The 21,914-nt window shown below is 70.0% G+C and carries 14 protein-coding genes and 1 tRNA gene; 7 read left to right on the plus strand and 8 right to left on the minus strand.

The window, feature by feature from the left end; translation table 11 throughout:
• The first annotated feature begins 97 nt into the window (after positions 1–97).
• The 3 genes from RVX_RS13390 to RVX_RS13400 all read left to right on the plus strand — a co-directional run bounded on the left by RVX_RS13390 (position 98) and on the right by RVX_RS13400 (position 4,392).
• Positions 98–985: a PHP domain-containing protein gene (locus tag RVX_RS13390; protein WP_116308164.1), complete on the plus strand. Its 888-nt coding sequence runs from the start codon at positions 98–100 to the stop codon at positions 983–985.
• A 106-nt stretch (positions 986–1,091) separates the two neighbouring features.
• Positions 1,092–2,357 carry a peptidase U32 family protein gene (locus RVX_RS13395; protein ID WP_116308163.1) on the plus strand — a complete coding sequence of 422 codons (1,266 nt, stop codon included), beginning with the start codon at positions 1,092–1,094 and terminating at the stop codon, positions 2,355–2,357.
• Between the two features lie 118 nt (positions 2,358–2,475).
• A complete protein-coding gene (locus RVX_RS13400) occupies positions 2,476–4,392 on the plus strand; it encodes a sigma-54-dependent transcriptional regulator (protein ID WP_116308162.1) in 1,917 nt (638 codons plus the stop codon).
• Between the two features lie 706 nt (positions 4,393–5,098).
• Here RVX_RS13400 and RVX_RS13405 read toward each other — a convergent pair.
• Positions 5,099–6,229, minus strand: coding sequence for a chemotaxis protein (locus RVX_RS13405; protein WP_116308161.1), 1,131 nt, complete (start codon positions 6,227–6,229; stop codon positions 5,099–5,101).
• 748 nt (positions 6,230–6,977) lie between these two features.
• Between RVX_RS13405 and RVX_RS13410 the strand changes: the two genes are divergently transcribed.
• Positions 6,978–8,078: a nucleoside recognition domain-containing protein gene (locus RVX_RS13410; protein ID WP_116308160.1), complete on the plus strand. Its 1,101-nt coding sequence runs from the start codon at positions 6,978–6,980 to the stop codon at positions 8,076–8,078.
• Positions 8,079–8,218: 140 nt separating this feature from the next.
• On the opposite strand, the gene RVX_RS13415 is transcribed toward RVX_RS13410, so the two are convergent.
• The 3 genes from RVX_RS13415 to RVX_RS13425 all read right to left on the minus strand — a co-directional run bounded on the left by RVX_RS13415 (position 8,219) and on the right by RVX_RS13425 (position 12,304).
• Positions 8,219–8,392 carry a twin-arginine translocase TatA/TatE family subunit gene (locus RVX_RS13415; protein ID WP_116308233.1) on the minus strand — a complete coding sequence of 58 codons (174 nt, stop codon included), beginning with the start codon at positions 8,390–8,392 and terminating at the stop codon, positions 8,219–8,221.
• Between the two features lie 327 nt (positions 8,393–8,719).
• The gene (locus RVX_RS13420; RefSeq protein ID WP_230404839.1) at positions 8,720–11,533 is read right to left on the minus strand and encodes a PAS domain S-box protein; all 2,814 of its coding nucleotides are present in this window, start codon (positions 11,531–11,533) and stop codon (positions 8,720–8,722) included.
• Positions 11,534–11,791: 258 nt separating this feature from the next.
• On the minus strand, positions 11,792–12,304 hold the full coding sequence (locus RVX_RS13425; protein ID WP_116308159.1) for a hypothetical protein: 513 nt from the start codon (positions 12,302–12,304) through the stop codon (positions 11,792–11,794).
• A gap of 511 nt (positions 12,305–12,815) precedes the next feature.
• Between RVX_RS13425 and RVX_RS13430 the strand changes: the two genes are divergently transcribed.
• A complete protein-coding gene (locus RVX_RS13430) occupies positions 12,816–14,219 on the plus strand; it encodes a UDP-N-acetylglucosamine 2-epimerase (protein WP_116308158.1) in 1,404 nt (467 codons plus the stop codon).
• 59 nt (positions 14,220–14,278) lie between these two features.
• On the opposite strand, the gene RVX_RS13435 is transcribed toward RVX_RS13430, so the two are convergent.
• Positions 14,279–15,682 carry a diguanylate cyclase gene (locus RVX_RS13435; protein ID WP_116308157.1) on the minus strand — a complete coding sequence of 468 codons (1,404 nt, stop codon included), beginning with the start codon at positions 15,680–15,682 and terminating at the stop codon, positions 14,279–14,281.
• A 369-nt stretch (positions 15,683–16,051) separates the two neighbouring features.
• A tRNA-Glu gene (locus tag RVX_RS13440) sits at positions 16,052–16,128 on the minus strand.
• 741 nt (positions 16,129–16,869) lie between these two features.
• On the opposite strand from RVX_RS13440, the gene RVX_RS13445 reads away from it, so the two are divergent.
• Positions 16,870–17,739: a hypothetical protein gene (locus RVX_RS13445; RefSeq protein ID WP_116308156.1), complete on the plus strand. Its 870-nt coding sequence runs from the start codon at positions 16,870–16,872 to the stop codon at positions 17,737–17,739.
• Positions 17,740–17,855: 116 nt separating this feature from the next.
• On the opposite strand, the gene RVX_RS13450 is transcribed toward RVX_RS13445, so the two are convergent.
• Both RVX_RS13450 and RVX_RS13455 read right to left on the minus strand, forming a co-directional pair.
• Entirely contained in the window at positions 17,856–18,083 is a 228-nt protein-coding gene (locus RVX_RS13450) for a hypothetical protein (RefSeq protein ID WP_116308232.1), read from the minus strand.
• A 298-nt stretch (positions 18,084–18,381) separates the two neighbouring features.
• Positions 18,382–19,773, minus strand: coding sequence for an NAD(P)/FAD-dependent oxidoreductase (locus tag RVX_RS13455; RefSeq protein ID WP_116308155.1), 1,392 nt, complete (start codon positions 19,771–19,773; stop codon positions 18,382–18,384).
• A gap of 463 nt (positions 19,774–20,236) precedes the next feature.
• On the opposite strand from RVX_RS13455, the gene RVX_RS13460 reads away from it, so the two are divergent.
• Positions 20,237–21,715, plus strand: a complete 1,479-nt coding sequence (locus RVX_RS13460; protein WP_116308154.1) for an aldehyde dehydrogenase family protein — start codon at positions 20,237–20,239, stop codon at positions 21,713–21,715.
• The last annotated feature ends 199 nt before the right edge of the window (positions 21,716–21,914 follow it).

Consider the following 21,914-nt stretch of genomic DNA (forward strand, 5'->3'; position numbering starts at 1 on the left):
GAAACGTAGCATCATCCCGTACCCCGCATTCCGCCCCGCGCCGCGACCCCAGTCGCGTCGCATGGCGGACGCGGGGCTTCAGGCACCCGGAGCAGACATGTCCATCCGATTCATAGACCTGCATTCCCACTCCACCGCCTCCGACGGCAGCGACAGCCCGGCCGAACTGGTGCGCAAGGCGGCCGCCGCCAAACTGGCGGCCATCGCCCTCACCGACCACGACACCACGTCCGGCCTCGGCGAAGCCGTGCGCGAAGGACGCCAACACGGCCTGGAGGTCATCCGGGGGTGCGAGCTTGGCGTGCGCTGCGAACACGGCGAACTGCACATCCTGGGGCTGTGGCTGCCCGAAGGCGAGGACGGGCCCACTGCGCTGGACGCCACCCTGGCCCAACTGCGCGACCACCGGGCCGCCCGCAACCGCCGCATCGCGGCGCAATTGCGCCAGTGCGGCGTGGACATAGAGTACGCCGAGGTGGAAGCCATTTCCGGCGGCGAATCGGTAAGCCGCCTGCACTTCGCGCGCATCCTGCACCAGAAGGGCTACGTGCCCACGCCGCAAGAGGCCTTTGCCCGCTACATCGGCCCCGGCGGCCGCGCCTACGTGGCCAAGGAAACCCTGTCCCCGGCGGACGGGGTACGCCTGCTGCATTCCGTGGGGGCCACCGTGTCCCTGGCCCACCCCATGCTGTTCCGCTACCCCGGCAACGGCTTTGCCGAATGGCTGGACGACACCGTGGCCGACCTGAAGCGCCACGGGCTGGACGCCATAGAGGCCTACCACAGCGAGCATTCCCAGGCCGACACCCGCCGCTGCGTGGATATGGCCGCCCGACACGGGCTGGCGCTTACCGGCGGCTCGGACTACCACGGCGCGGGCAAACCCGGCATCTCGCTGGGCCGGGGGCGCGGCGGCCTGCGCGTGACCACCGCCGTGCTCGACGACCTGAAGGAACGCCGACGCCGCCAGGGCCTGCCGGTGTAGCCCGCCGCGTCCACAAGAACCGACCCGCGGACCTCGCTGGCAGTACGATCCCCGACTTCGCGAAACCCGGCGGGCCAACGCCGCCAAACCATATCGAACCGAAGACATGACCATCGGCAACGGCACCAACATTCCCGCCCCCGCGCGCCCCGCCCTGCCCGAACTGCTCGCCCCGGCGGGCGACATGGAAAAGCTGGACGCGGCCCTGCGCTATGGCGCAAGCGCCGTCTACCTGGGCGGGCGCGGCCCCAACCTGCGCGCGGGCGCGCAGGGCTTTTCGCCCGACCAACTGCCGGAAGCGGCCCGGCGCGCCCATGCCCTGGGCGCGCGCGCCTACTACTGCCTGAACAGCCTGCCCCACCAGCGCCACCTGCGCGACGTGGAAGCCGCCATCGAAGAAGCCGACGCCGCCGGCATGGACGCCCTGATCGTCGCCGACCCCGGTGTTGTCCGCATGGCCCGCCGCCGCGCCCCGCGCCTGCCGCTGCACATCTCCACCCAGGCCAACACCGCCAACGCCGAGGCCGCCCTGTTCTGGCAGGACATGGGGGCCACGCGCGTGAACATGGCGCGCGAACTGGATGCCCCCTCCATCCGCGCCCTGCTCCGGGCCTGTCCGGGCCTGGAATTCGAGGCATTCGTGCACGGGGCCGTGTGCCTGGCCGTGTCCGGCCACTGCCTGCTCTCCGCGTGGATGAACAACCGCCCGGCCAACCTCGGCCAGTGCACCCACCCCTGCCGCTTCGAGTACCAGGGCATGGCCCTGGCCGTGGAGGAAAAGACCCGCCCCGGCGAAATCGCGTGGGAGGCGGTGCAGGACGGCCCCTTCCATTCCAGCTTCTGGGCCCCCAACGACCTGTGCCTGGTGAAGTACGTGCGCTGGTTCGCCGCCGTGGGCGTGGCCTCGCTGAAGATCGAGGGCCGGGTGAAGAGCGCGGGCTACGTGGCCCAGGTGACGGACGCCTACCGCACCGCCCTGGACGACCTTGCCCGGCGCACGTTCCGGCATGAAGACTATTTGTACGAACTGCTGAACACCGCCAGCAGGCCGCTGTCCACGGGCTTTTTCCTGCCCGGCGGCAAGCGGCTGAACCGGGGGCTGCCGCACGACGCCATGCGCCGCCCGGTGGTGGCGCGCATCGAGCAGCCCGCTGGCGACGGCGCGTGGCACGTTTCCGTGCGCGCCCCGTGGCGCGCGGCTAAGCCCATGGAAATCCTGCTGCCCGGCCTGCGCCGCCCGGAACTTTTCCCCGGCGATTTCAGGCTGGAAAATCACAAGGGCGAAACCGTGGACCAGTTGCACCCCGGCATGACGGGGGTGCTGCACTGCGCCCACGAGGGGCTTGCCCCCGGCCTGTTCGTGCGGGCCTGACCGGGCCTGACCGGGCCTGACCGGGCCTGACCGGGCCAGTTCCCGGCATCCTGCCCCCGCTACCCTGGTAATTTTCGCAAGCAGACCCGCAATCGGCCCCGACACCCACGGAACACCCATGGCCCACGTGCTGATCATCGACGCCGACGCCGCCTTCGCCCAACTGGTGGCGGGCATTGCAGAGGGGCTGGGGCACCGGGCCTCGCGCGCGGGCGGGCTGACCGAGGGCCGCCTGCTGGCCGACGACGCCGACGTGGTATTCCTGGCCGCCACCCTGCCCGACGGCAACGGCGTGGAGGCCATGCCCGGCCTGCGCGCCCTGCCCGGCCAGCCGGAAATCATCGTCACCGCAGAAGGGGGCGACCCGGACGGCGCGGAGCGGGCCATCCGCCACGGGGCGTGGGAATGGCTGCGCAAGCCCCTGCCCGCCGACCGGGTGGTGCTGCCGCTGTTGCGCGCCCTGGACTACCGCGCCCGGCTGCCCGCCCAGCGCCCCTCGTCGCGCCTGAAGCATTCCATCGTGGGGGTGAGCGCGGCCATCCGCCGCTGCCTGGACGTGGTGGCAGAGGCGGCGGGCAGCGACGCCGCCGCGCTGGTCACCGGCGAAACGGGCGTGGGCAAGGAACTGTTCGCCCGGGCCATCCACGACAACAGCCCCCGCGCCGCCGCACCCTTCGTGGCCGTGGACTGCGCCTCGCTGCCGCGCTCGCTGGCCGGGTCCATCCTGTTCGGCCATCGCAAGGGGGCCTTCACCGGGGCGGACTCCAACCGCGACGGGCTGGTGCTGCAAGCCGACAGGGGCACGCTGTTCCTGGACGAGGTGGGCGAACTGCCGCTGTCGATGCAGAAGATGTTTCTGCGCGTGCTGCAGGAGCACCGCTTTCGCCCGGTGGGCGGCCGCACGGAAATCACCAGCGATTTCCGCCTCATCGCCGCCACCAACCGTGACCTGGAAGACATGGCCGAGCGCAGCACCTTCCGCAGCGACCTGCTCTACCGCATGCGCACCGTGGTGGTGAGCATTCCGCCGCTGCGCGAACGGTGCGAAGACGTCACCGCTCTCGCCGGGCACTACCTGCCGCGCATCTGGGCGCGCTTCGCCCTGCCGGAAAAGGACATCTCGCCGGACTTCCATGAAACGCTGCTGGCCTACCACTGGCCGGGCAACGTGCGCGAACTCATCCACACCCTGGAACGCGCGGTGCTGGCCTCGCAGGACGCGCCCAAGCTTTTCGCCCGCCACCTGCCCGACTACCTGCGCATCTGCCTGGCCCGCGCCGCCGCACGCAACGGCGCGGCGGCAACGGCCGGGCTGGCAGGACTGGCCGGATTCGCCGGACTAGCTGGACAGGCGGGATTGGGCGGACCATCCTGCCTGTACGGGCCCGGGCAGGCCCCCGTCGGCAAGGCCGCTACCGACACGACCGACTTGACCGGCACGACCGACTTGACCGGCACGACCGTCACGACGGGGCCGCACACGGCAGTCCTTGACATGGCGGGACCGGAACTGACCCGGCACGCCACGGACGATGCACGGCGACCGCCGGACAGCCTGGGGGAAACGCCCGGAACGAGCGGGAACGAACCGGCCGCCCAGACTCCCCACGCCGCCCCTACCGAGCGAACTGCCGGTACGGGAGCGAAGTGCGGGACCGGCGGACCGGGCGCCCCACCCGGATGGGGGCCTCGCGCGCCCTACGCCATATACACCTCGCCCCATTACGCACCCCCGCCGGAGCGCGCCGCCGCGCCCCATGCCAGCACGGACGGCGGGGACGGCGCGGCACGGGCCGCATACTCCCGGCACGATACGGACGGCACCATGTCCGACGCCCAGCAGGCGTTGCAGCCGCACTGCTTTCCCGGCGAACTGCCCCGCTTCTTCGACTTCCGCGACGCCCAGTTCGCCGCTTACCTGCGTGAACTCATGCGCCGGGCCGGGGGCGACATCCGCGCCGCCTGCGACCTTTCGGGGCTTTCCCGCTCGCACCTGTACGATCTGCTGCGCAAGCACGGCGTCTCGCCGCGCTGATGCGCCGCTTGCCGCGTGCTCCTGGCAGCCACGCACCGTCACCGCCTCCCCCGGCCCGTCTCCACTCCCTTCCCGTGCCGCGCCCGACTTGGGCGACCAGCACTGTCCGCCATCCCGGACAATGCCGCGCGCGCAGCTATCCGCCATCACGGACAGGCACCCCTTCAGCCGCGTCCGCGATGCCGGACACCCCGTGTCCGGCGTGGCCCCGCATTGCGCGCCGACATACCAATTCGCAAGCAATGCTTTGCAATATTTACACATAAACAAAAGACGCCAACTCGCGGCACAGGTGGCACGCTTCTTGGTAAGTATATGGCAACAGACAACGGGCATGTCGGTCGATGCCCGATCCGTTCCGGAAGGCGGTTGGACAAGGCCAGCCGGTACGGGGGAATGCGTTGGACGCATTCCATCGCAGGGGTCCGTGGCGCAGTCGGTGCGTCGCGGGCGAAATCAGGGCGCGTCGTTCCAAAAGGAATGACGCGCCCTGCACGCATTCCGGGCAAAAGATCAGGCAGAGTACGGGCGGAGGGTAGCGAACGCGGGACGATGGCGCGCGGGGGCGGGAAGTCGGCCGGGAACGATGAAAAAACGCCCCGAGGCCAAGCCCCGGGGTACGAAAGGAACAGAGGCGGGACAAGAAAAACGGGCGGCCTACGCGAGGAAAAAACGCGCCCGCCCCGGCATTGCCAACGGCAGTTTTCTAAACCTGCTCACCCAGCAATTCCAGCATCTTCTGACTGAGCGATTGCAGGTCCGGCTTGGCGAACTGGGCGTCCGCGCCCACGGATTCGCCCTTGTGGCCCAGCCGCTCCGACACCAGCGACGAGAACAGCGCCACCGGCAGCGCGCGCAGGGCCGGATCCTCCTTGATGCGGCGGCACAGGGTCAGGCCGTCCATGCGGGGCATCTCGATGTCCGAGATTACCGCCTGCACCAGATCGGACAGGGGTGCGCCCTTGGCGTCGGCCTCGCGCCGCAGCCCGTCCAGCATCTCCCACGCCTCCTGCCCGTCGTTGGCCTGCAGCAACTCGAACCGCCCGCCAGCCTCCATCAGGCTGCGCACCAGACGGCGCACGCTGCCGGAATCGTCGGCATGCAGGATGCGATAGCGGCGCGGGGGCTGACTGGCCACGCCATCCGGGGCGGCGTCCGGCGCTTGCTGCCCACCGGCGGGCGACGCCGCAAACGGCCGCTCCATGCGGATGGACAGTTCCGGATGCATCTCGGCCACGATGCTTTCCATGTCCAGCAGAAAAACCACCCGCTCGTCCAACCGCACCATGCCGGTAATGGAGTTGCGGCTGGCCTCCTGCAGGAACCGGCCGGGGGCCTCCACGGAGGTCCAGCTGATGCGGTGGATGCGGTTCACCCCGGAGACGAGAAACCCGGTGATGACGGTGTTGAACTCCGTGACGATAATCTTGGGCTCGCCGTGCGGGTCGCGCTCGATGCCCAGATACGTCGCCAGGTCCACCAGCGGGATGACCCGGCCGTCGCGGTGCGGAAAGGCCCCCATCACCGCCGGGTGGGGCATCTGGGGCAACGCGGTGACCGGCTGCATGCGGATGATTTCCAGCACCTTGGCCACGTTGACGCCGTACCGCCGCCGCAGCGAGCCGCAGGGCGGCGCACCGGCAATGCCGAAGGCCGCCACCCCCCCGGGCGCGCCACCCCCGCACGCCCCGGTGTCGATGTCACCGTCCTTTGCGACGTCCGGCTGGGCATCCGCCCCACCCCTGGCCGTTCCGCCGGGCGCGGCCTCATCCACGAAGAACTCGACGATTTCGAGTTCGTTGGTGCCGGACTCCAGAAGAATGCCGGTCTGCCCCATTGATCCCTCCCGGCCGGACGTCGGCGTTGCCGCCGCCCCTGTGACCCAGATAGAGATGCCGCGCTTGCCGTCCCGGCCGCATTCCGGCCACGTCAGGCATGCTACTTCGCTACCGTCCACGGATAATGTCGCCCGTGTGTCGGCGCGGCGGCGAACGCGTTCACCCCGCACTGCGCCTGGCACACAGCGGAATATAGCGCCTTTCCCGACAAAGGGCCACCCGGCCCCATTGCGCCCCATTGCGCTCGATTGCGCCCTATTGCGCACGGTCGCGGGCTCCGGGAACCACCGAAATGGCCACACGCCGCAACGGACAGGGATTCCTGCGCATTATGCAGTCCCACGACGAGCACAAGCAAACCGGCCGCGCACGGAGGCAGGCTGCAAGCGCAGCGGGCCCCGACGGGGCGATGGGAGGGGACGGAAGCGGATGGGAACGAATGGGAACGGGCGGGGGTGGTTTTTCCTTGCGCGCGGCCGCCGCCGGGCCTACAACCCCCGCAGCATCCTCACCTGACCGCTGGCCCTCGCCATCCGCCGCGACCCTGCCGCGTCGGCGCAACCCGCAGCGCATCCCCAGCCAAACATGACTACCCCGCCCTCCCGCCATCGCGATGCCTCCACCCCGCACCTGCCGCCCGCCGCGCAGGGCGTTCCCTCGTCATCCGCGACCTTGCAGGAGCATGGGCCGGTTCGCGGGCCGGGCGGACGGAGCCGACGGGAAAGGGGCGGACGCCGGGTTTCGCGCATGGGGCTGGCGTTGCCGCTGCTGGCCTGCGCCGTGGCCCTGGGGGCCATACTGGCCCGCGACCCCGGCCTGCTGGCCTGGCACGCGGCATGGCCGGGGCTGGTGCGCCCCCTGCTGCACATGCTGGTGACCATGGGCCTGGGGCTGGCCATGGGCCTGGCCGTGGAAGCCTTCGGGTGGACGCCGCTGCTGGCGCGGCTGGCCCGCCCGGTAACCCGCTGGGGCCGCCTGCCCGACGACAGCGGCGCGGCCTTCGCCACGGCCTTCCTGTCCGCCGCCGCGTCCAACGCGCTGCTCATGGAGGCCCACGCGGCCGGGCGGCTTTCCGCAGGCCAGTTGCGCCTGTCGTACCTGCTCAATTCCGGCCTGCCGGTGTTCCTGCTGCACCTGCCCACCACCTTCTTCGTGGTGGGGCCGCTGGCGCGCACGGCGGGCATCATCTACCTGACGCTGAACGGCGTGGCGGCCCTGCTGCGCACGGCGCTGGTGCTGCTGCTCACCAGGCGCACGAACGGGGGCACGGGGGGCGCGGACGGGGGCATGCCGTCCGGCGATACCCGCGCCACATCCCCCGGCCCGGCCGCACCCGCCTCCCTGGCGGAACGCCTGCGGGCGGCGCTGGCGCTTGTCGGCACACGATTCCGCAAGCGCATCGGCAGGTTGGCGCTGTTCACCGCGCCCACCTACCTTGCCATGTATGCCCTGCATCAGGCCGGAGTGTTCGATGACCTGCGCGACCTTGCGATAGGGGCGATAGGGGCGGCAGGGGCGACAGGGGCGACAGGGGGCCTTGGCCTGGGCATCCTGCCGGTGCAGGCCGCCGGGGTGGTGGTGTTTTCCGCCGCCGCCGAATTCTCGGCCGGGGTCGCCGCAGCGGCGGCCCTGCTGGACGCGGGTTCGCTGGACACGGCCCAGACCGCCCTGGCCCTGGTGCTGGGCACCATCATCGCCACGCCCATCCGGGCATTGCGCCATCAATTGCCCTCGCACACCGGCATCTTCACTCCCCGGCTGGGGCTGGCGCTGCTGGTGCAGAGCCAGGTGTTCCGCGTGGCCAGCCTGGCCGTCGTGACCGCCGCATGGTGGTGGGCCGCGCACTAGCGCGGCAACGGGCCATCCCCCCCACGCCCCCCAAAAAAAGGGAACGCGAACGGGGCGGACACGGCAACCGCCGCATCCGCCCCGTCCGAAATCCCGCATGGGCCGGGTGGCCCCTCCGGCCCGGCGGCCGGAATGCCCACCTACTTGGTGGAGTCCTTGGTCACTTCGTCCGGCTCGTTCATGGCCCCGCGCAGTTCACGCACGGCCTTGCCCAACGTTCTGCCCAACTGGGGCAGCTTGTCCGGCCCGAACACGAACAGCGCCACGATGCCGACCACCAGCAGATGCATCGGCTGGAACAATTCTCCGATCATGTTTTCCACCCGTTCCGGCGCATGGTGCGCGCAAGAGTTCCGCCCGCCGCGCGCGGTGCATGCCGGAACACGCTTCCGACACCGCACGCGCATGCGGCCTCATACGCCCAACCGGCAATCTGCGCCAACTTGTGCAATCTTTCCAAGCATTGTGCGGGCAACCTGCACAAACTGCCGCAGACCCTGCATGACCTTGACCATGCACCACAACAAATTGTGTACTGAAAACGCGAAGAAAGACGCCCCGCCGCAAGGTTCACCGCCGCGCCCTACGGACACCCCCCGCCGCCGGTCGCCCAACGGGGAAGGGACCATTGGGCCGCAGCCCTAGCCGTCCACGGCCTGCTCCGCGGGCAAGCGAACCGTGAACCGCGCCCCCTCGCCGGGCACCTCGTCGCAGGTGATGCTGCCGCCGTGGGTGCGCGTCACGATGAAATAGCTCACCGCAAGGCCAAGCCCCGTGCCCACTCCCGGCGGCTTGGTAGTGAAGAACGGCTCGAACACCCGGCGGCGCACCTCTGGCTCCATGCCCGGCCCGTTGTCCTCCACCACGATGACCACCTCGTCCCCTTCGCGCCGGGTGGCCACCCGCAGGGCGGGAGCCTGTCCTTCTGGGTAGCGCTTTTCCGCCATGGCGTGGGCCGCGTTCTTGAACAGGTTCAGCAGCACCTGCTCGATTTCGGTGGGCACGCAGGTCAGGGAGTCTTCGGCTTCGGCATATTCGCGCAGCACGGGCAGTTTGCGGAAATCGTACTGGCGGCGCAGATCGTAGTCGCTGCCCGCCAGCGCCAGCGCCCGCTCCACCAGCGCGTGCGCCCGCGCCGTGGTGCGCCGTCCCTGCCCGGGCCGCGTGAACTCGAGCATGGTGGAGATGATGTCCGCCGCGCGTGCTCCCGCATCGCGGATGCCTTCCAGCATTTCGGAGATGCGCCGGGACTGCATGTAGGCGCGCATGGCCTGCAGCGATACCCCGGCGTCGCGCGCGGCCTGCTGGTTGGCGGGCATGTCCGGGTCCAGGCGGCGCATGATGTTCTGCACCCCTTGCAGCACCGCGCCCAGGGGATTGTTCAGCTCGTGCGCCATGCCGCCCGCAAGGCCGCCCACCGACAGCATCTTTTCGGTCTGCACCAGCATGTCCGCCATACGGGTGCGCTCGGTGACGTCGTCCACCCGCACGACCACGGCCCCTGCTCCGGCCCCTGCTCCGGCCCCTGCTCCGGCCCCTGACCCGTTCTCTGGCCCGTCCGCCGCATCGTCCCCGCCGGGCCTGGCCAGGGGGAAGAGCATCACGTCCAGATGGCGCAACCGACCGCCCACCACGCGGGGCAAGCTTTCGAACCGGGCCGCCTGCCGCAGGGCCACGGCCGCGTGCACTTCCGGCGCGCCGCCCACCAACCGGGAGAGCACCTCTGCGGCAAGCCTCCCGCGCGCTTCGTCGCGGGGGAGGCCGGACGCATCCTCGGCCGCGCGGTTCCAGTGGATGATGCGCCCATCCGGCCCCACGCCGACAAGCGCCGAGGGCATGGACTCCATGACCGCGTCCAGGAAATCACGCGCAACGGCCAGTTCCCGCAACGCCTCGTGCAGGGGCGTGACGTCCAGGATCACCCCGTCCAGAAATTCCACGCCCGCCTCGTCGCGCACCCGCCGCCCTTCCTCCAGCACGGTGCGCAACGTGCCATCCACGTGCAGCACGCGATATTCCAGCGAAAAATGCCCGTCCGGATCATCCGTCACCGACTCCACCCTGATCCGCGCGCGGTCGTCCGGATGGATGATCTGCTCAAGGTCCATGCGGCCTTCACAGAACGCCGCCGCCGGGTGCCCGGTCAACTGCTCCACCTGGTCGGAAACGAACAGTGCCCGCCACGGTGCTTCGGCCTCGCAGCGGTAGACCACGCCCGGCAGGTTGGCCACCAGGCTGCGGAAGCGCTGCTCGCTGGCGCGCAGGGCCAGTTCGGCGCGGCGCAGGTCGTTGAGGTCCACGTCGATGCAGTACATCTCTGGTTCGCCGCCCGCCCCCGGCAGCGAGACGTGCGACGAGAACACCGCCACCGGGCTGCCGTCCTTGTGACGCAGCCGCAGTTCGCCCGCCTGGGGCGGCACGCCGGTCTCCACCCAGCGGGCCACGTCGCGCCGCACCTCGTCGGCCATGGCCTCGGGAATGAGCAGTTCCTCCAGCCGCCTGCCCACGGCTTCTTCACGGGTGAATCCGTACAGCCGCTCGCTGGCGGCGTTCCAGAAGAACACCCGCCGGTCGCGGTCGAAACCCTGCACCGGCAGGTTCAGGGCGTCCTCGACAAGCGAACGGAAGCGGCCCTCGCTGGTGCGCAGGGCCTGTTCGGCGGCGCGCTGCTCGGTGATGTCGATGTTGATGCCGAGGATGCCGAGAAAGCCCTCGCCCGACTCGTCGCGGATGGGGGCCACCACGCTGGAGAAAACCCGGCGCGAGCCATCGGGCAGTTGCGCCTCGTGCTCGTGGCGCACCGTCTCGCCCGCCATGGCCCGCCCGTTGATGCCCGCCCACCCGGCGCGGGTCGCCTCCGGCACGGCCAGTTCAGGGTCGGACGCGGCGGTCAGGTCGCCCCACATGCCCACCGAAATGTCGCTCTGCATGACCACGCGGCCGCTGGCGTCGCGCGCCCACAGGTCGCAGGGAATGTTGCGGATCATGGCCCGCTGCAACGCCGAAGAGCGCCGCAGTTCATCCTCCATGACCCGGCAGCGGGTGGCGTCGGTGAACACCACCGCGAACCGCCCCGGCCCGGCGCGCCAGACGCGCACATCCCAGTGCCTGCCCATCAACGCGTCGCGGTGCTCGAAGCTGGCGGGCTCGCCGGTGCGCACCACGCGGCCGTAGATGTCCACCCATGTGCGCCCGATGCCGGGCAGCACCTCGAGCAGCGTGCGACCCACCACCTGGTCCCGGGAAAGGCCGGTCATGCGCTCGAAGGCGGGGTTGACGTCCAGAAACCGATAGTCACGGGGTGCGCCGTGCTCGTCCCACAGCATCTCGTGCAAGGCATAGCCGCTCGGCAGGTGTTCGAGCAGCAGGCGATGGTGCACGGCTGCGTCGTCGTGCTCCGCGCCGGGGCTGGCCTTGGCGGTTTCGTGTTCGTGGTGCCGGTCGTCGGCTGCCATGCGTGTCGTCCCCCTGCGGCCGCGCCGCGCCTTACGCCGCGGGTGCCCGCCCACTCTTGATCAGCCCCCACCCTGGGCAATGACTCCCACGCCTCCCGGCCATGCGCCGGGGGGGCGTTCCTTGCGGCCATCCCGGCCCCATGCCGGTTCGGGCGTGCGGCCGCCGTGCCCGGCGTCCGCTCCGCGAGAGCTTACACCAGAGCGCGGCCCCGCGCGACAGGAAGTTGCCGTGGCGCTTGCAACGCCGACCGCCCCACCCTAGCGTTTGCCGGGCAGGAACGTGGCGCGCAGGAACCGAGCGTCGAGAAAGGCCAACGGGTTGGCCGCCACCCTGTCGGGCAGCAGATGGTACCAGCGATAGCCCAGTTCGCGATAGTAGGCGCGGGCCATCTCGGCGCAGCCCGCCTCGCGCGCGGCCTGCATGGCCGCGTCGCGCTGGCAGCGCGAGGCGGCCAGGGGGCGCAGCAACCGGGGGGTGAACCCCCAACGGCGCAGCATGCGGCGCACCCTCAAATATTCGCGGTAGCGGCTCAATCCGTCGGCCCCGCACAACAGGGCCAGGCCGAACCAGCCGGACGCGGGCATGCACAACAGCACCCCGGCGGACAGGGCTTCTTCCGCCAACGCCTCCAGCGCCGCGCGTACCCATCCCACACCGATGAGCGCCGAAACGCCGCCCGTGGCGTGCGGCAGCGGCGCGGCCCGCAGGTAGCGCATGGGTGCGGCCAGCCCCCGCCGCAGCAGGGCGGAGAGGGTGCACGTTTGCTGCATTTCGGACGAAACAGAACGGACAGGCCGCGCCGGAGAAGCTGGCCAGACCGGGCGGACCGGGCGGACAGGACGGACAGGACGGACAGGCCGGACGGGGAGCCCGCATCCCGGACATGCAGCGCACGTGACGGCCCGGTCCCGCGCATCGGGGCACGGGGCATGGCCGGCTCGTGAGCCGGGTCCGGCGGTGGGGCGGGGCGGGGGCTTGGCGTTCGGCATAAGCTGACGAATGCGGGGGGCGCGGGTTCTGGTGGTCGCGAATCCTGCCTTTCTGGCTAACCGCTCCTCGCCGCAAGGGCAACCCCCCGGCAAACAGAACCGTTAAATAGTGTTAACCGCGCGTAAATATGCCTGCCGCCCCCTTTCCGCGGCACGCTCCTCTGCTATGCTTTGGGCAAAGTGCCGCGCGGCGAAGGCGCTGGCGCGATGCGGCCTGTCCGCGCACCAGCCGGGTCATGCCGGTGGGGCGGGCCGCGCGCCAGCGGACAGTGCCGCCGGACCGGAGGCCCCCATGGCAGACAACGTCGTTCACATTCCCGCCCAGCGCCGGGCCAAGGTCATGGTGGTGGTGGGCACGCGCGCCCAGGCCATCGCCTGCGCGCCGGTGGTGCGCGCCCTGCACGAGGGGGCCGCGCGCTTCCATACCATCGTGGTCAGCGCGGGCCTGCACCGCGACCACTTCGTGCGCACCCTGCACGACCTTGGCATGGAGTGCGACATCGACCTCAGCCTGCCCGGCGACATCGACGAAGGGCAGTTCCACCTGCTGGCGGGCAACGCGGTGCTGCGTTTCGGGCTGGTGGTCTCGCGCCTGCGGCCGGACATCGTGCTGGTGCAGGGGGCCTCCACCCTGGCGCTGTCCGTGGCGCTCACCGCCTTTCACGACAACATCCCGGTGGCCCACATCGACGCAGGCCCGCATGGCGACCTGCCCGGCACCCCGTCGCCCGAGGAAGGCAACCGCCGCTGCATCGCGGCCGTGGCCTCGCTGCACTTCGCCGCCACGGCGGAGGCGCGCGCGGCCCTGCTGCACGACGGCGTGGACGGCGCGCGCATCGCCGTCACCGGGGCCACCGTGGTGGAAAGCCTGCGCCGCTTCGCGGAAGGCGGGCAGGAGAAAGGCGCGGCCCCCGACAACGCATCCGCCGGGCCGGACGACAATGATGACGGGCAGTTCGCGGCCCGCACCCCGCAAGCGTCAGCGCCAAGGGCGCCGGACATCCGCCCGGTGTCCCTACGGAAGGCGCGGGGCGCGGCGGACTCCACGACAACGGACGCCGCCGCCACCCAAAACGCCGCCCCGCCGCCCCACCCCGGCCACGGACCGGACCGGACCATTGCCGGAGGGCGCTTTCCCGAGGGGCGCACCGTGCTCGTCAGCCTGACGGGCATGCAGGCGCACCCCGCGGCCCTCAAGGACATCTGCGCGGCCGTGCGCGAACTGGCCCTGTCGCATCGCGACACGGGCTTCCTGGTGCCGCTGGGCAGTCACCGCCCCCTGCGCGACGCGGCCATCCCCCTGCTGGGCGCGGTGCCCAACGTGCACCTGATGCCGGTGCCGCCGCTGCCGGAATTCGTGGGCTGCCTGCGCGCCGCCTGTCTGGTGCTGACCGACGCCGCCGACGTGCTGGAACAGGCCGCCGCGCTGGGCGTGCCGGTGCTGGCCCTGCGCGCCACGCCGCACCTGCCGGAGGCAGTGCACGCCGGGCGCGCGAAGCTGGTGGGAACGGAAAAGGCCGCCATTCTGCGCGAAACGGCGGCCCTGCTGGATGACGCCGCGCGCCACGCGGCCATGGCGGCGGCCTGCGCCGCCCCCGGCGACGGGCACGCCTCGGAGCGCATCACCCTTGCGCTGGACCGGTTCATGACCGGCCTTGTCCCGCTGCTGCCCCCGCACGCCGAATTCCGGGCCTAGGCGGCAACAGCGCGCCGGGCAAGCAGCGCGGGCGCAGTCGCGGGGCGACCCGCGCGCGGCTAGGCCATCTCCACCCGGTCGCGCCCCGCGTTCTTGGCGCGGTACAGGGCGGCGTCCGCCCGGTTCAGCAGGGCGTCCAGGTCGTCGCCCTCATGAAAGGCGGCCACCCCGGCGCTGACGGTGTGGGTGCGCCCCCCCTCGAAGGGCGTGGCGCGCGTGGCCGCGCGCAACCGCTCGGCCAGTTGCGCCGCTTCTTCCGCCGTGGTTTCCGGGCACAGCACCAGAAACTCCTCGCCGCCCCAGCGGCCCACGGTGTCCGCCCCGCGCACGTTGTCGCGCACCACCACGGCAAAGGCCTGCAAGGTCCTGTCGCCCGCCAGGTGCCCGTACTCATCGTTGACGCGCTTGAAGTTGTCGATGTCCAGGATGACGATGGAGAACGGCCGCCGGTAGCGTTTGGCCCGGTCCACCTCGCGCCGGAACAGGTCATTCAGCCGGGTGCGGTTGGGCAGGTCCGTGAGCGGGTCGGTGCGGGCCAGGCGTTCCAGCACCGCGTTCATCCGCTTCAGCCTGCGGTTGGACCACAGCACCACCGCGGCCAGCAGCGCGAACACCGCCGCCACGCGCCCCACCAGCCAGTAATCCACCGCCGTCTGCGCCGTGATGGGCACGTGCCGGTTGACGATCTGTCGCCGCTCCTCGTCCGTCAGCGACCGGATGCCCCGGTTCAGCACCGTGCGCAGCAAGGGATTGGCCCGCACCACGCCCATGCGCAGCTTGTTCTGGTATTCCGGAAGGTTTCCGGCAATCTTCAGGTTGAACAGCCCCTGCTGGCGTATGGTGTAGGCCGCCACGATGAGCGAGCGCATGGTCATGTCGGCCTTGCGTTCCTCCACCATGCGGATGGCCTGCGCCTCAGACTCCGCCACCAGCACCTTCAGGTTGGGGTAGTCCTTGCGGATCAGCTCCTCCATGGCCGTGCCCTGCGGAAAGACGATGGTCTCGCCCACCAGCGCCGCCGGGTCGGTGATGTCCGGATGCTCCACGCGGGTGATGAACACGTTGGGGTCGGTCAGCAGGGGGTCGGTGAAGCCCAGCCACGCCTCGCGCTGCGGCGTCTGGTTCAGGAAGCTGAGCGCCTGGCACCGCCCCGCGCGGGCGGCGGCAATGCTTTCCTCCCACGTGGCCGTGGGCAGCAGCTCGAAGGAAAGGCCGGTGCGCCGGGCCACCAGTTCAATGATGTCGGCCGCGATGCCCACGTGGCGGGCCTGCCCGTTCCGCACCTCCACGTGCTCGAAGGGCGGCCAGTCCGGGTCAACGCACAGGGTGACGGGGCCGGACTCGCGGATGAAACGCTGTTCCGCCGGGGTGAAGGGGGCGGTCCCGGACGTTGCCCCGCCCACGCCGGGCAGCAGGAGGCACAGAAGACAGGCCGTCAGACGGAACGGAACCCAGCGGGACATCGGCACTCCTCGCGGCGGAACGGGATGGGCGCGGCGCGCGGGGCGTGCCGACCCTAGACGCATTGTGCACCCGCATTCCGCCGCCGGGCAAGCAGTATCATGCAACGTCCAAGGGGCAGCCATCCCCGGTCCACGCGCTGGCGGCGACATGGTGCGCCGATGGCCGGTATCGGATGAAAATGGATGAAGGTATGGGTGCGCGAATCGGATGGTTTCGGATGAACGTGCGGGCATGATCATCACGAAAGGGAAACGGAAACGCATCCTGCTGGCGAACCCGCCGAACAATCACCGCGCATGATGGGCCATGCCGCCCCGCCCCCAGACACAAAAAAAGAGCCACCGGAATTTCCGGTGGCTCTTGAAATTTGGCGTCCCCAAGGGGATTTGAACCCCTGTCGACGGCGTGAAAGGCCGTTGTCCTGGGCCAGCTAGACGATGGGGACGCGCTGGCGCGCCAATGGCGCGGAGCGTTCAATAGCCAACGGGACGGCGGCGCGTCAACTGTTTTTTCGCCGGGTACGGCGGACGCGCCGGGTACGGCGGGCGCGGTGGGCCGGGGCAGGCCGCCGGGGCCGCGTGCCCTCGCAGAAACGGCGCGCCAAGTCATGCCGTCTCGCCGGGGCGAAAGGTGGGGGCAGGTCAGCCGACAGGCCAATCAGGCATGGCCTTGCCGCACCCGCCCATGCACCCGTGCCGACACGCCTCCGAAGCGCCTCTCTTCCTGCCTTTTCCCCGTCTCGCTCCCCTCATCACGCCGCCTCCCCGCCACCCTTCCCTGCCCCGTCACAAAATAACGCCAGCCGCCCCCCGCCACGCTTGACGCCCTGCCACGCGACCTTATTCATATAGCAAGGGAAACGTCATGGACGCGCGGGAAGGCCCAAGCCGCCCCGGCGGACATGGCAGAGGCCCTCCGCATGAACCCCGACGGAGGATGCGAAGGAATAATGCCCACGGAACACTTCCCGAAGAAAGGGATTTGCCGGTGAACCTGGTCCCTAGCCCATACGGCAATGCCGGGGCGGACCAACCGACGGTTCGGAAAATTCAGGCAAATCCCTTTCTGTTTGTCATTATTTCCTGTTATAGGCGGATGCTACTGGTCACATGCGCACGCGGCTCGCATTCCGCGTAGCCGCGAAAGACTCGAAACCATCCACAGGCCCCAGCGCCCGGGCACGACCATGTTCCGCCTAGAACCACTCACCCATCTCTTCGATCTGCTGCACCATTACTGGGAACACCCGCGCACCCAGCGCCGGGTGGCGCTTGGTCTCATCTTCGCGTTCATCGGCGGCATCATCGCCATAGAACTGAACCGGCGGGGCCTGCTGGCCGGGCTGCCGCTGGAACTGACCCGCTTCGTTCCCTCCAACCATTTCCAGGCCGTCAACTTCGCCTTCACCATGCTGCTGGTGCTGGAAGTGATGAGCCTGATCCTGGTGCTGTCCTGCTCGCTGTCGCGCTCCGTCGGCAAGCAGTTCGAGATTCTCGCGCTGATCCTGCTGCGGAACTCCTTCAAGGAGCTTTCGCACATGCACGAGCCCATCAGCCTTTCGCTCGACCTGCTGCCCGTGCTGCACATCATCGTATCCGCCAGCGCCGCGCTGGTGATCTTTTTGTGCCTGGGCCTCTACTACAAGGTACAGCGGCCGCAGGGGTACATCACCTCGGCCATGGACCGCATGCACTACGTCATGGCCAAGAAGCTGCTGGCGCTCGGCCTGTTCGTGGCGTTCATCGGCGTGGCCGTGTGGGACGGCTGGATGTTCGCCACCACCGGCCAGTCGTTCGACTTCTTCGAGACCATCTACACGGTGCTCATCTTCGCCGACATCCTGATGGTGCTGGTGGCGCAGACCTTCATGCCATCGTTCCACGCGGTGTTCCGCAACTCGGGCTACGTCATCGCCACCCTGCTCATGCGCATCGCCCTTGGCGCGCCGCCGTTCTGGGATGCCGCCGTGGGCATCGTCTCGGCGCTGTTCGCGCTGGCGCTGACCTGGGCCATCCGGGTGTTTCCGCCCAACTCGGTGTCGTCGTCCTGCTCGTAGGGCGGGACACACCGAAAAAGTCCACGGAAACGGGGCGTTCCGCCACAGGCGGAGCGCCCCTTCCCATTGCCGTTCGCGCGCTTTCCGGCCGGTTCCCGGTCGACGCGCCATACCTGTCACATGCGCCAGGTGCCGGGCGCTTCGCGAAGAAATTCGTCCATCTCCTCGCTTATGCCCACCCGCACGTCCGCCTCACCATCGGTAAGGCAGATGTTGCTCTCGGGGTCCAGGCCCACGTCCAGCGCCAGCCCTTCCAACCGTTCGATCAACCGTTCCAGGTCGGCCCGGACGGCCGGGTCGCTATCCCATACGTGCTTCGGCACGCGTGCTATACCGGTGAACATGCGCATCACCTCCCTTGCGCTTGGCGCAATGGTGTCTCGTCCCAGAACATAAGGCCGAAACGGCGATGTTCAAGGCGCGCGGGGCGCGGCAGCTTCGCGCGGCCATCCCCCCCCCTCACCCCGCAGGATCCGTCCACGCGGATTGCCAAAAGGGGCGGGCTGCGCGGAAGGCCGGACGGCACGGAAGGGGCGGCATGAAAAAACGGGACGCCCCGCAAGGCGCCCCGTCCGTTTGATCATGTACCCGTACATCCGTGTCGCCGCCCCCGTTCCCCGGAAGCAGCGACGCGCCGCCCGGCTACAACCGCTCGATGATGGCCTTGGCCGGAATCAGCCCGGTGGCCGCGGCGGACACGATGTTGCCCGCAACCCCCGGCCCGTCGCCCGCCACGTACAGCCCCTTCAGCGAGGTTTCCAGCCGGTTGTCCGTCTCCACCTGGGTGGCGAAGAACTTGATCTCCGGCGCGTAGAGCAGGGTTTCCTCGTTGGCGATGCCGGGCATGACGTTGTTCAGCTGCTCCAGCCCCTCCACCAGGTTGGTCACGATGCGCTCGGGCAGGGCCATGGCGATGTCGCCGGGCACCACGTTCGTCATGGTGGGCTCTATGTAGCCCTTGTTGACGCGGTTCCACGTGGACCGGCGGCCCCGCCGCAAATCGCCGAAGCGCTGCAGGATGGGCTTGCCGCCGCCGATGATGGTGGCCAGCCGCCCGATGGCGGTGCCGTAGCCCTGGTTGTCGGACACCGGGTCTGTCAGCACCACCTTGGACAGGAAGGCGAAGTTGGTGTTCTCCGACTTGCGGTGGCGGTAGGCGTGGCCGTTCACGCACACGAAGTCCTGGTAGTTCTCCAGCGCGATGAACCCTTCCGGGTTGGTGCAGAAGGTGCGCGTCTGGTCGTCGTACTTGTCGGTCTGCACGAAGAAGGTGGGGTCGTAGATCACGTCGGTGATGTCCGACATGATGTCCTTGTGCACTTCCACGCGCACGCCCACCTCTATGCCGCGCTGGCTCACGGCCAGGCCGTGCCCGCGCGCCAGTTCGCCCACCCAGTCCGCGCCCACGCGGCCGGGGGCGATGATCACCGCCTTGCACGCATATTCGCCCTTGTCGGTGACAAGGCCGCGCACCTGGCCGTTTTCCACGGTAAGCGCGCGCACTTCCTCACCCGTGCGGATATCCACGCCCTTGTCGCGGATGTGCGCGCACATGGAGGCGATATGGTCGGGCAGGCAGTCGCTGCCGAGGTGCTTTTGCTTGATGAGCAGCAGGTCGATGCCGTGCTTCTTGGCCTGCTTGCGGATGGCTTTCGCCGCCTCCATGTCCGAGGGGTAGACCGGGCCGTCCATGCCGAAACGGTTGAAGATGGTTTCCGTTTCGTGGATCAGCGCCTCGGCCTCGGACCGGGGCATGAACTGGGTAAGGTCGGTCTTGCCCAGCTTGTGGATGAAATTGAGCTTGCCGTCCGAAAACAGGCCGCCGCCGCCCATGCCGGACAGAATGTGGCACGGCTTGCACTTCAGACACTTCTGCGTCTTGTTGATGGGGCAGCTGCGCTTGCGCACGTCCTGCCCGCGCTCAATGAGGCAGGTGCGCAGGCCGGAATGTTCGGCAAGGTGGTACGCGGCGAACAGCCCGGCCGGGCCGCCGCCCACGACGATGACGTCGAACTGATGGGAACCCTTTGACATGGTGAGAACTCTCCCTGACGGATCATTGCGGCATCCGCGCGGCATGGGGAAAGGGGCACCTGCGTCGCGCCGTGCCACAGGCACGCCGAAGGGGCGCAAGCGGTGTCGCGTGCGCCCGCAGTGACCGGCCCCGTCAGCGTCATCGGCTGTTGTCGAACAGCAGATTCCAGACGCCGGGCCGCACGAAGGCCAGCTTACCCTGCACTGCAAGAGGCAAGCTGTCAAGATGGCCGTGGACCCTGTTTTGCCGCCACCCCCACTGGCGCGGCGACACGCGATGCGTTATCAGTACACAATGGCGGTCCGTACCGGACGCACGCGCCCGCCCGCGCCTTGCGGCGCAGGGCCTTGAAGCCGCCGACCGGCGCTCCGCGCAGCGGCCCGCCGCCAGCCTTTCCCCGAACCTTCCGTATCGGGCGGGGCGTCTTCGCCCCGCGCCGGAACGTCCGCCAAGGAGTGCGCCATGACCCAGACCGCCGCTTCTCCGTCCGCCCCGTCTGCCTCGTCCCCCTCGTCCGGCTCGCCCGGCCCCGCTCCCACGTCCGTGCTCGCGGACGACATGGCCGCCCTGGCCGCGCGCCAGGCGTCGTTCATCGCCTCGGGCGCGGTGCTGCCCTCCGGCGCGCGGGTGGATGCCCTGCGCCGCCTGCGCGAGGGGGTGCAAGGCTACCGCGACCGCCTGGCCGACGCCATCCGCGCCGACTACGGCCGCCCCGAGCACCCCTTTCTGGTGCGCGAGGTGCTGCCCGTGCTGCACGAGATCGACTGGCTGATCAAGGCCGTGCCCGGCTTCTGCGGGGCGCGCCGGGTGCTTTCGTCGCTGGCGCAGTTCAAGGCGCGCAGCTACGTGCGCCATCAGCCGCTGGGCCGCGTCGTGGCTTACGCCCACTGGGCCGACCCGTTGCGCAGCCTGCTGGTGCCCCTGGCCGACGCCATCGGCGCGGGCAACGCCGTGGTGCTGCGCCCCTCGCCCGAGGCCCCGGCGCTGGCGGAAATGCTGGCCCGGATGGTGCGCCAGTACTTCGAGCCGGAGCATGTGGCCGTGGTCACCGGCGGTGCCGAGACGGACGAGGCCCTGCTGGCCGCCGCGCCCGACTTCGTGTGGTACGACGGCGACACGCGCGGAGCGCGGGCCATCGCCGGTCTGGCCGCCCGCACCCTTGCCCCGTATGCCGCCATCACCGGCGGGCCGTCCGCCGCGCTGGTGCACGGCGACGCGGACATCGCCATGGCCGCCCGGCGCATCGTGTGGGCCAAGTTCCTGCACGCCGGGCAACTGCGCGCCGCGCCCGACGTGCTGCTGGTGCAGCACACCGTGCTGGACCGGGTGCTGGACGCTCTGCGCAGCGAACTGGAGCGCGCCTTCGGCCCGCAGCCGCGCACCAGCGCGGACTTCGGCCGCATGGTCTCCGCCGCCGGGTTCGTGCGTCAGGCGGAACGGCTGGCGGCCGGGCGGCCCCTGCCCTTCGGCCCCGGCGGCGCGGCGGACCAGCCCGACAGAACCAGCCTGTACGTACCGCCCGCACTGATCACCGACGTGCCCGACGACAGCCCCGTGCTGCGCGAGGAAGGCTTCGGCCCCGTGCTGGCGGTGCGGCCCTACGCCCGGCTGGACGAGGCCACGACCTTCCTGGCCGGGCTGCCCGCGCTCACCGCGCTGTACGCCTTCACCACCGCCCACGCGCGCGGCGAACGGCTGATGGAAACCACCCGCGCCGGGGCCGTGCTGATCAACGACGCGGCCACCCATCTCGCCAACCCGCGCCTGCCGCAGGCGGGCGTTGGCGAAACCGGGCACGGGGCCGTGGCGGGCCCGGCGGGCCTGGCCACCTTCTCGGCCCCGCGCGCCGTGGCCGTGGGCTCCAACTTCTTCGACATCCCCCTGCGCTTCGCCCCCGGCTCGGACCTGAAGCTGAAGCTGCTCAAGCGTCTGTACAAGTAACGCCTCTCATCCCGGGGCAGGGAGCCTTTCCAAAAGGCTCCCTGCCCCGTGAAAAATCAAACGATACCGCCAAATTTCCTCCGCGCCGCGCCCGTCTGGACACCCCCACTCCGAGAGGCTACATTCCCAGAGGCGGAACGCGGTTCCGCCCACGCCTGCGCGGCGGGCACCCCCCGCCATTCCCCAATCACGTATCCCC

Origin of the sequence: Nitratidesulfovibrio sp. HK-II (assembly GCF_003402415.2) — a bacterium.
Classification (GTDB): domain Bacteria; phylum Desulfobacterota; class Desulfovibrionia; order Desulfovibrionales; family Desulfovibrionaceae; genus Cupidesulfovibrio.

Excerpts from the sequence above, each read along its gene's own strand:
- RVX_RS13395 (WP_116308163.1), top strand. The coding sequence starts at position 1,092 with ATGACCATCGGCAACGGCACCAACATTCCCGCCCCCGCGCGCCCCGCC.
- RVX_RS13450 (WP_116308232.1), bottom strand. The coding sequence starts at position 18,083 with ATGTTCACCGGTATAGCACGCGTGCCGAAGCACGTATGGGATAGCGAC.
- RVX_RS13435 (WP_116308157.1), bottom strand. The coding sequence starts at position 15,682 with ATGTCCCGCTGGGTTCCGTTCCGTCTGACGGCCTGTCTTCTGTGCCTC.
- RVX_RS13445 (WP_116308156.1), top strand. The coding sequence starts at position 16,870 with ATGTTCCGCCTAGAACCACTCACCCATCTCTTCGATCTGCTGCACCAT.
- RVX_RS13420 (WP_230404839.1), bottom strand. The coding sequence starts at position 11,533 with ATGGCAGCCGACGACCGGCACCACGAACACGAAACCGCCAAGGCCAGC.
- RVX_RS13430 (WP_116308158.1), top strand. The coding sequence starts at position 12,816 with ATGGCAGACAACGTCGTTCACATTCCCGCCCAGCGCCGGGCCAAGGTC.
- RVX_RS13400 (WP_116308162.1), top strand. The coding sequence starts at position 2,476 with ATGGCCCACGTGCTGATCATCGACGCCGACGCCGCCTTCGCCCAACTG.
- RVX_RS13425 (WP_116308159.1), bottom strand. The coding sequence starts at position 12,304 with ATGCAGCAAACGTGCACCCTCTCCGCCCTGCTGCGGCGGGGGCTGGCC.
- RVX_RS13410 (WP_116308160.1), top strand. The coding sequence starts at position 6,978 with ATGGGGCTGGCGTTGCCGCTGCTGGCCTGCGCCGTGGCCCTGGGGGCC.
- RVX_RS13455 (WP_116308155.1), bottom strand. The coding sequence starts at position 19,773 with ATGTCAAAGGGTTCCCATCAGTTCGACGTCATCGTCGTGGGCGGCGGC.
- RVX_RS13390 (WP_116308164.1), top strand. The coding sequence starts at position 98 with ATGTCCATCCGATTCATAGACCTGCATTCCCACTCCACCGCCTCCGAC.
- RVX_RS13405 (WP_116308161.1), bottom strand. The coding sequence starts at position 6,229 with ATGGGGCAGACCGGCATTCTTCTGGAGTCCGGCACCAACGAACTCGAA.
- RVX_RS13415 (WP_116308233.1), bottom strand. The coding sequence starts at position 8,392 with ATGATCGGAGAATTGTTCCAGCCGATGCATCTGCTGGTGGTCGGCATC.
- RVX_RS13460 (WP_116308154.1), top strand. The coding sequence starts at position 20,237 with ATGACCCAGACCGCCGCTTCTCCGTCCGCCCCGTCTGCCTCGTCCCCC.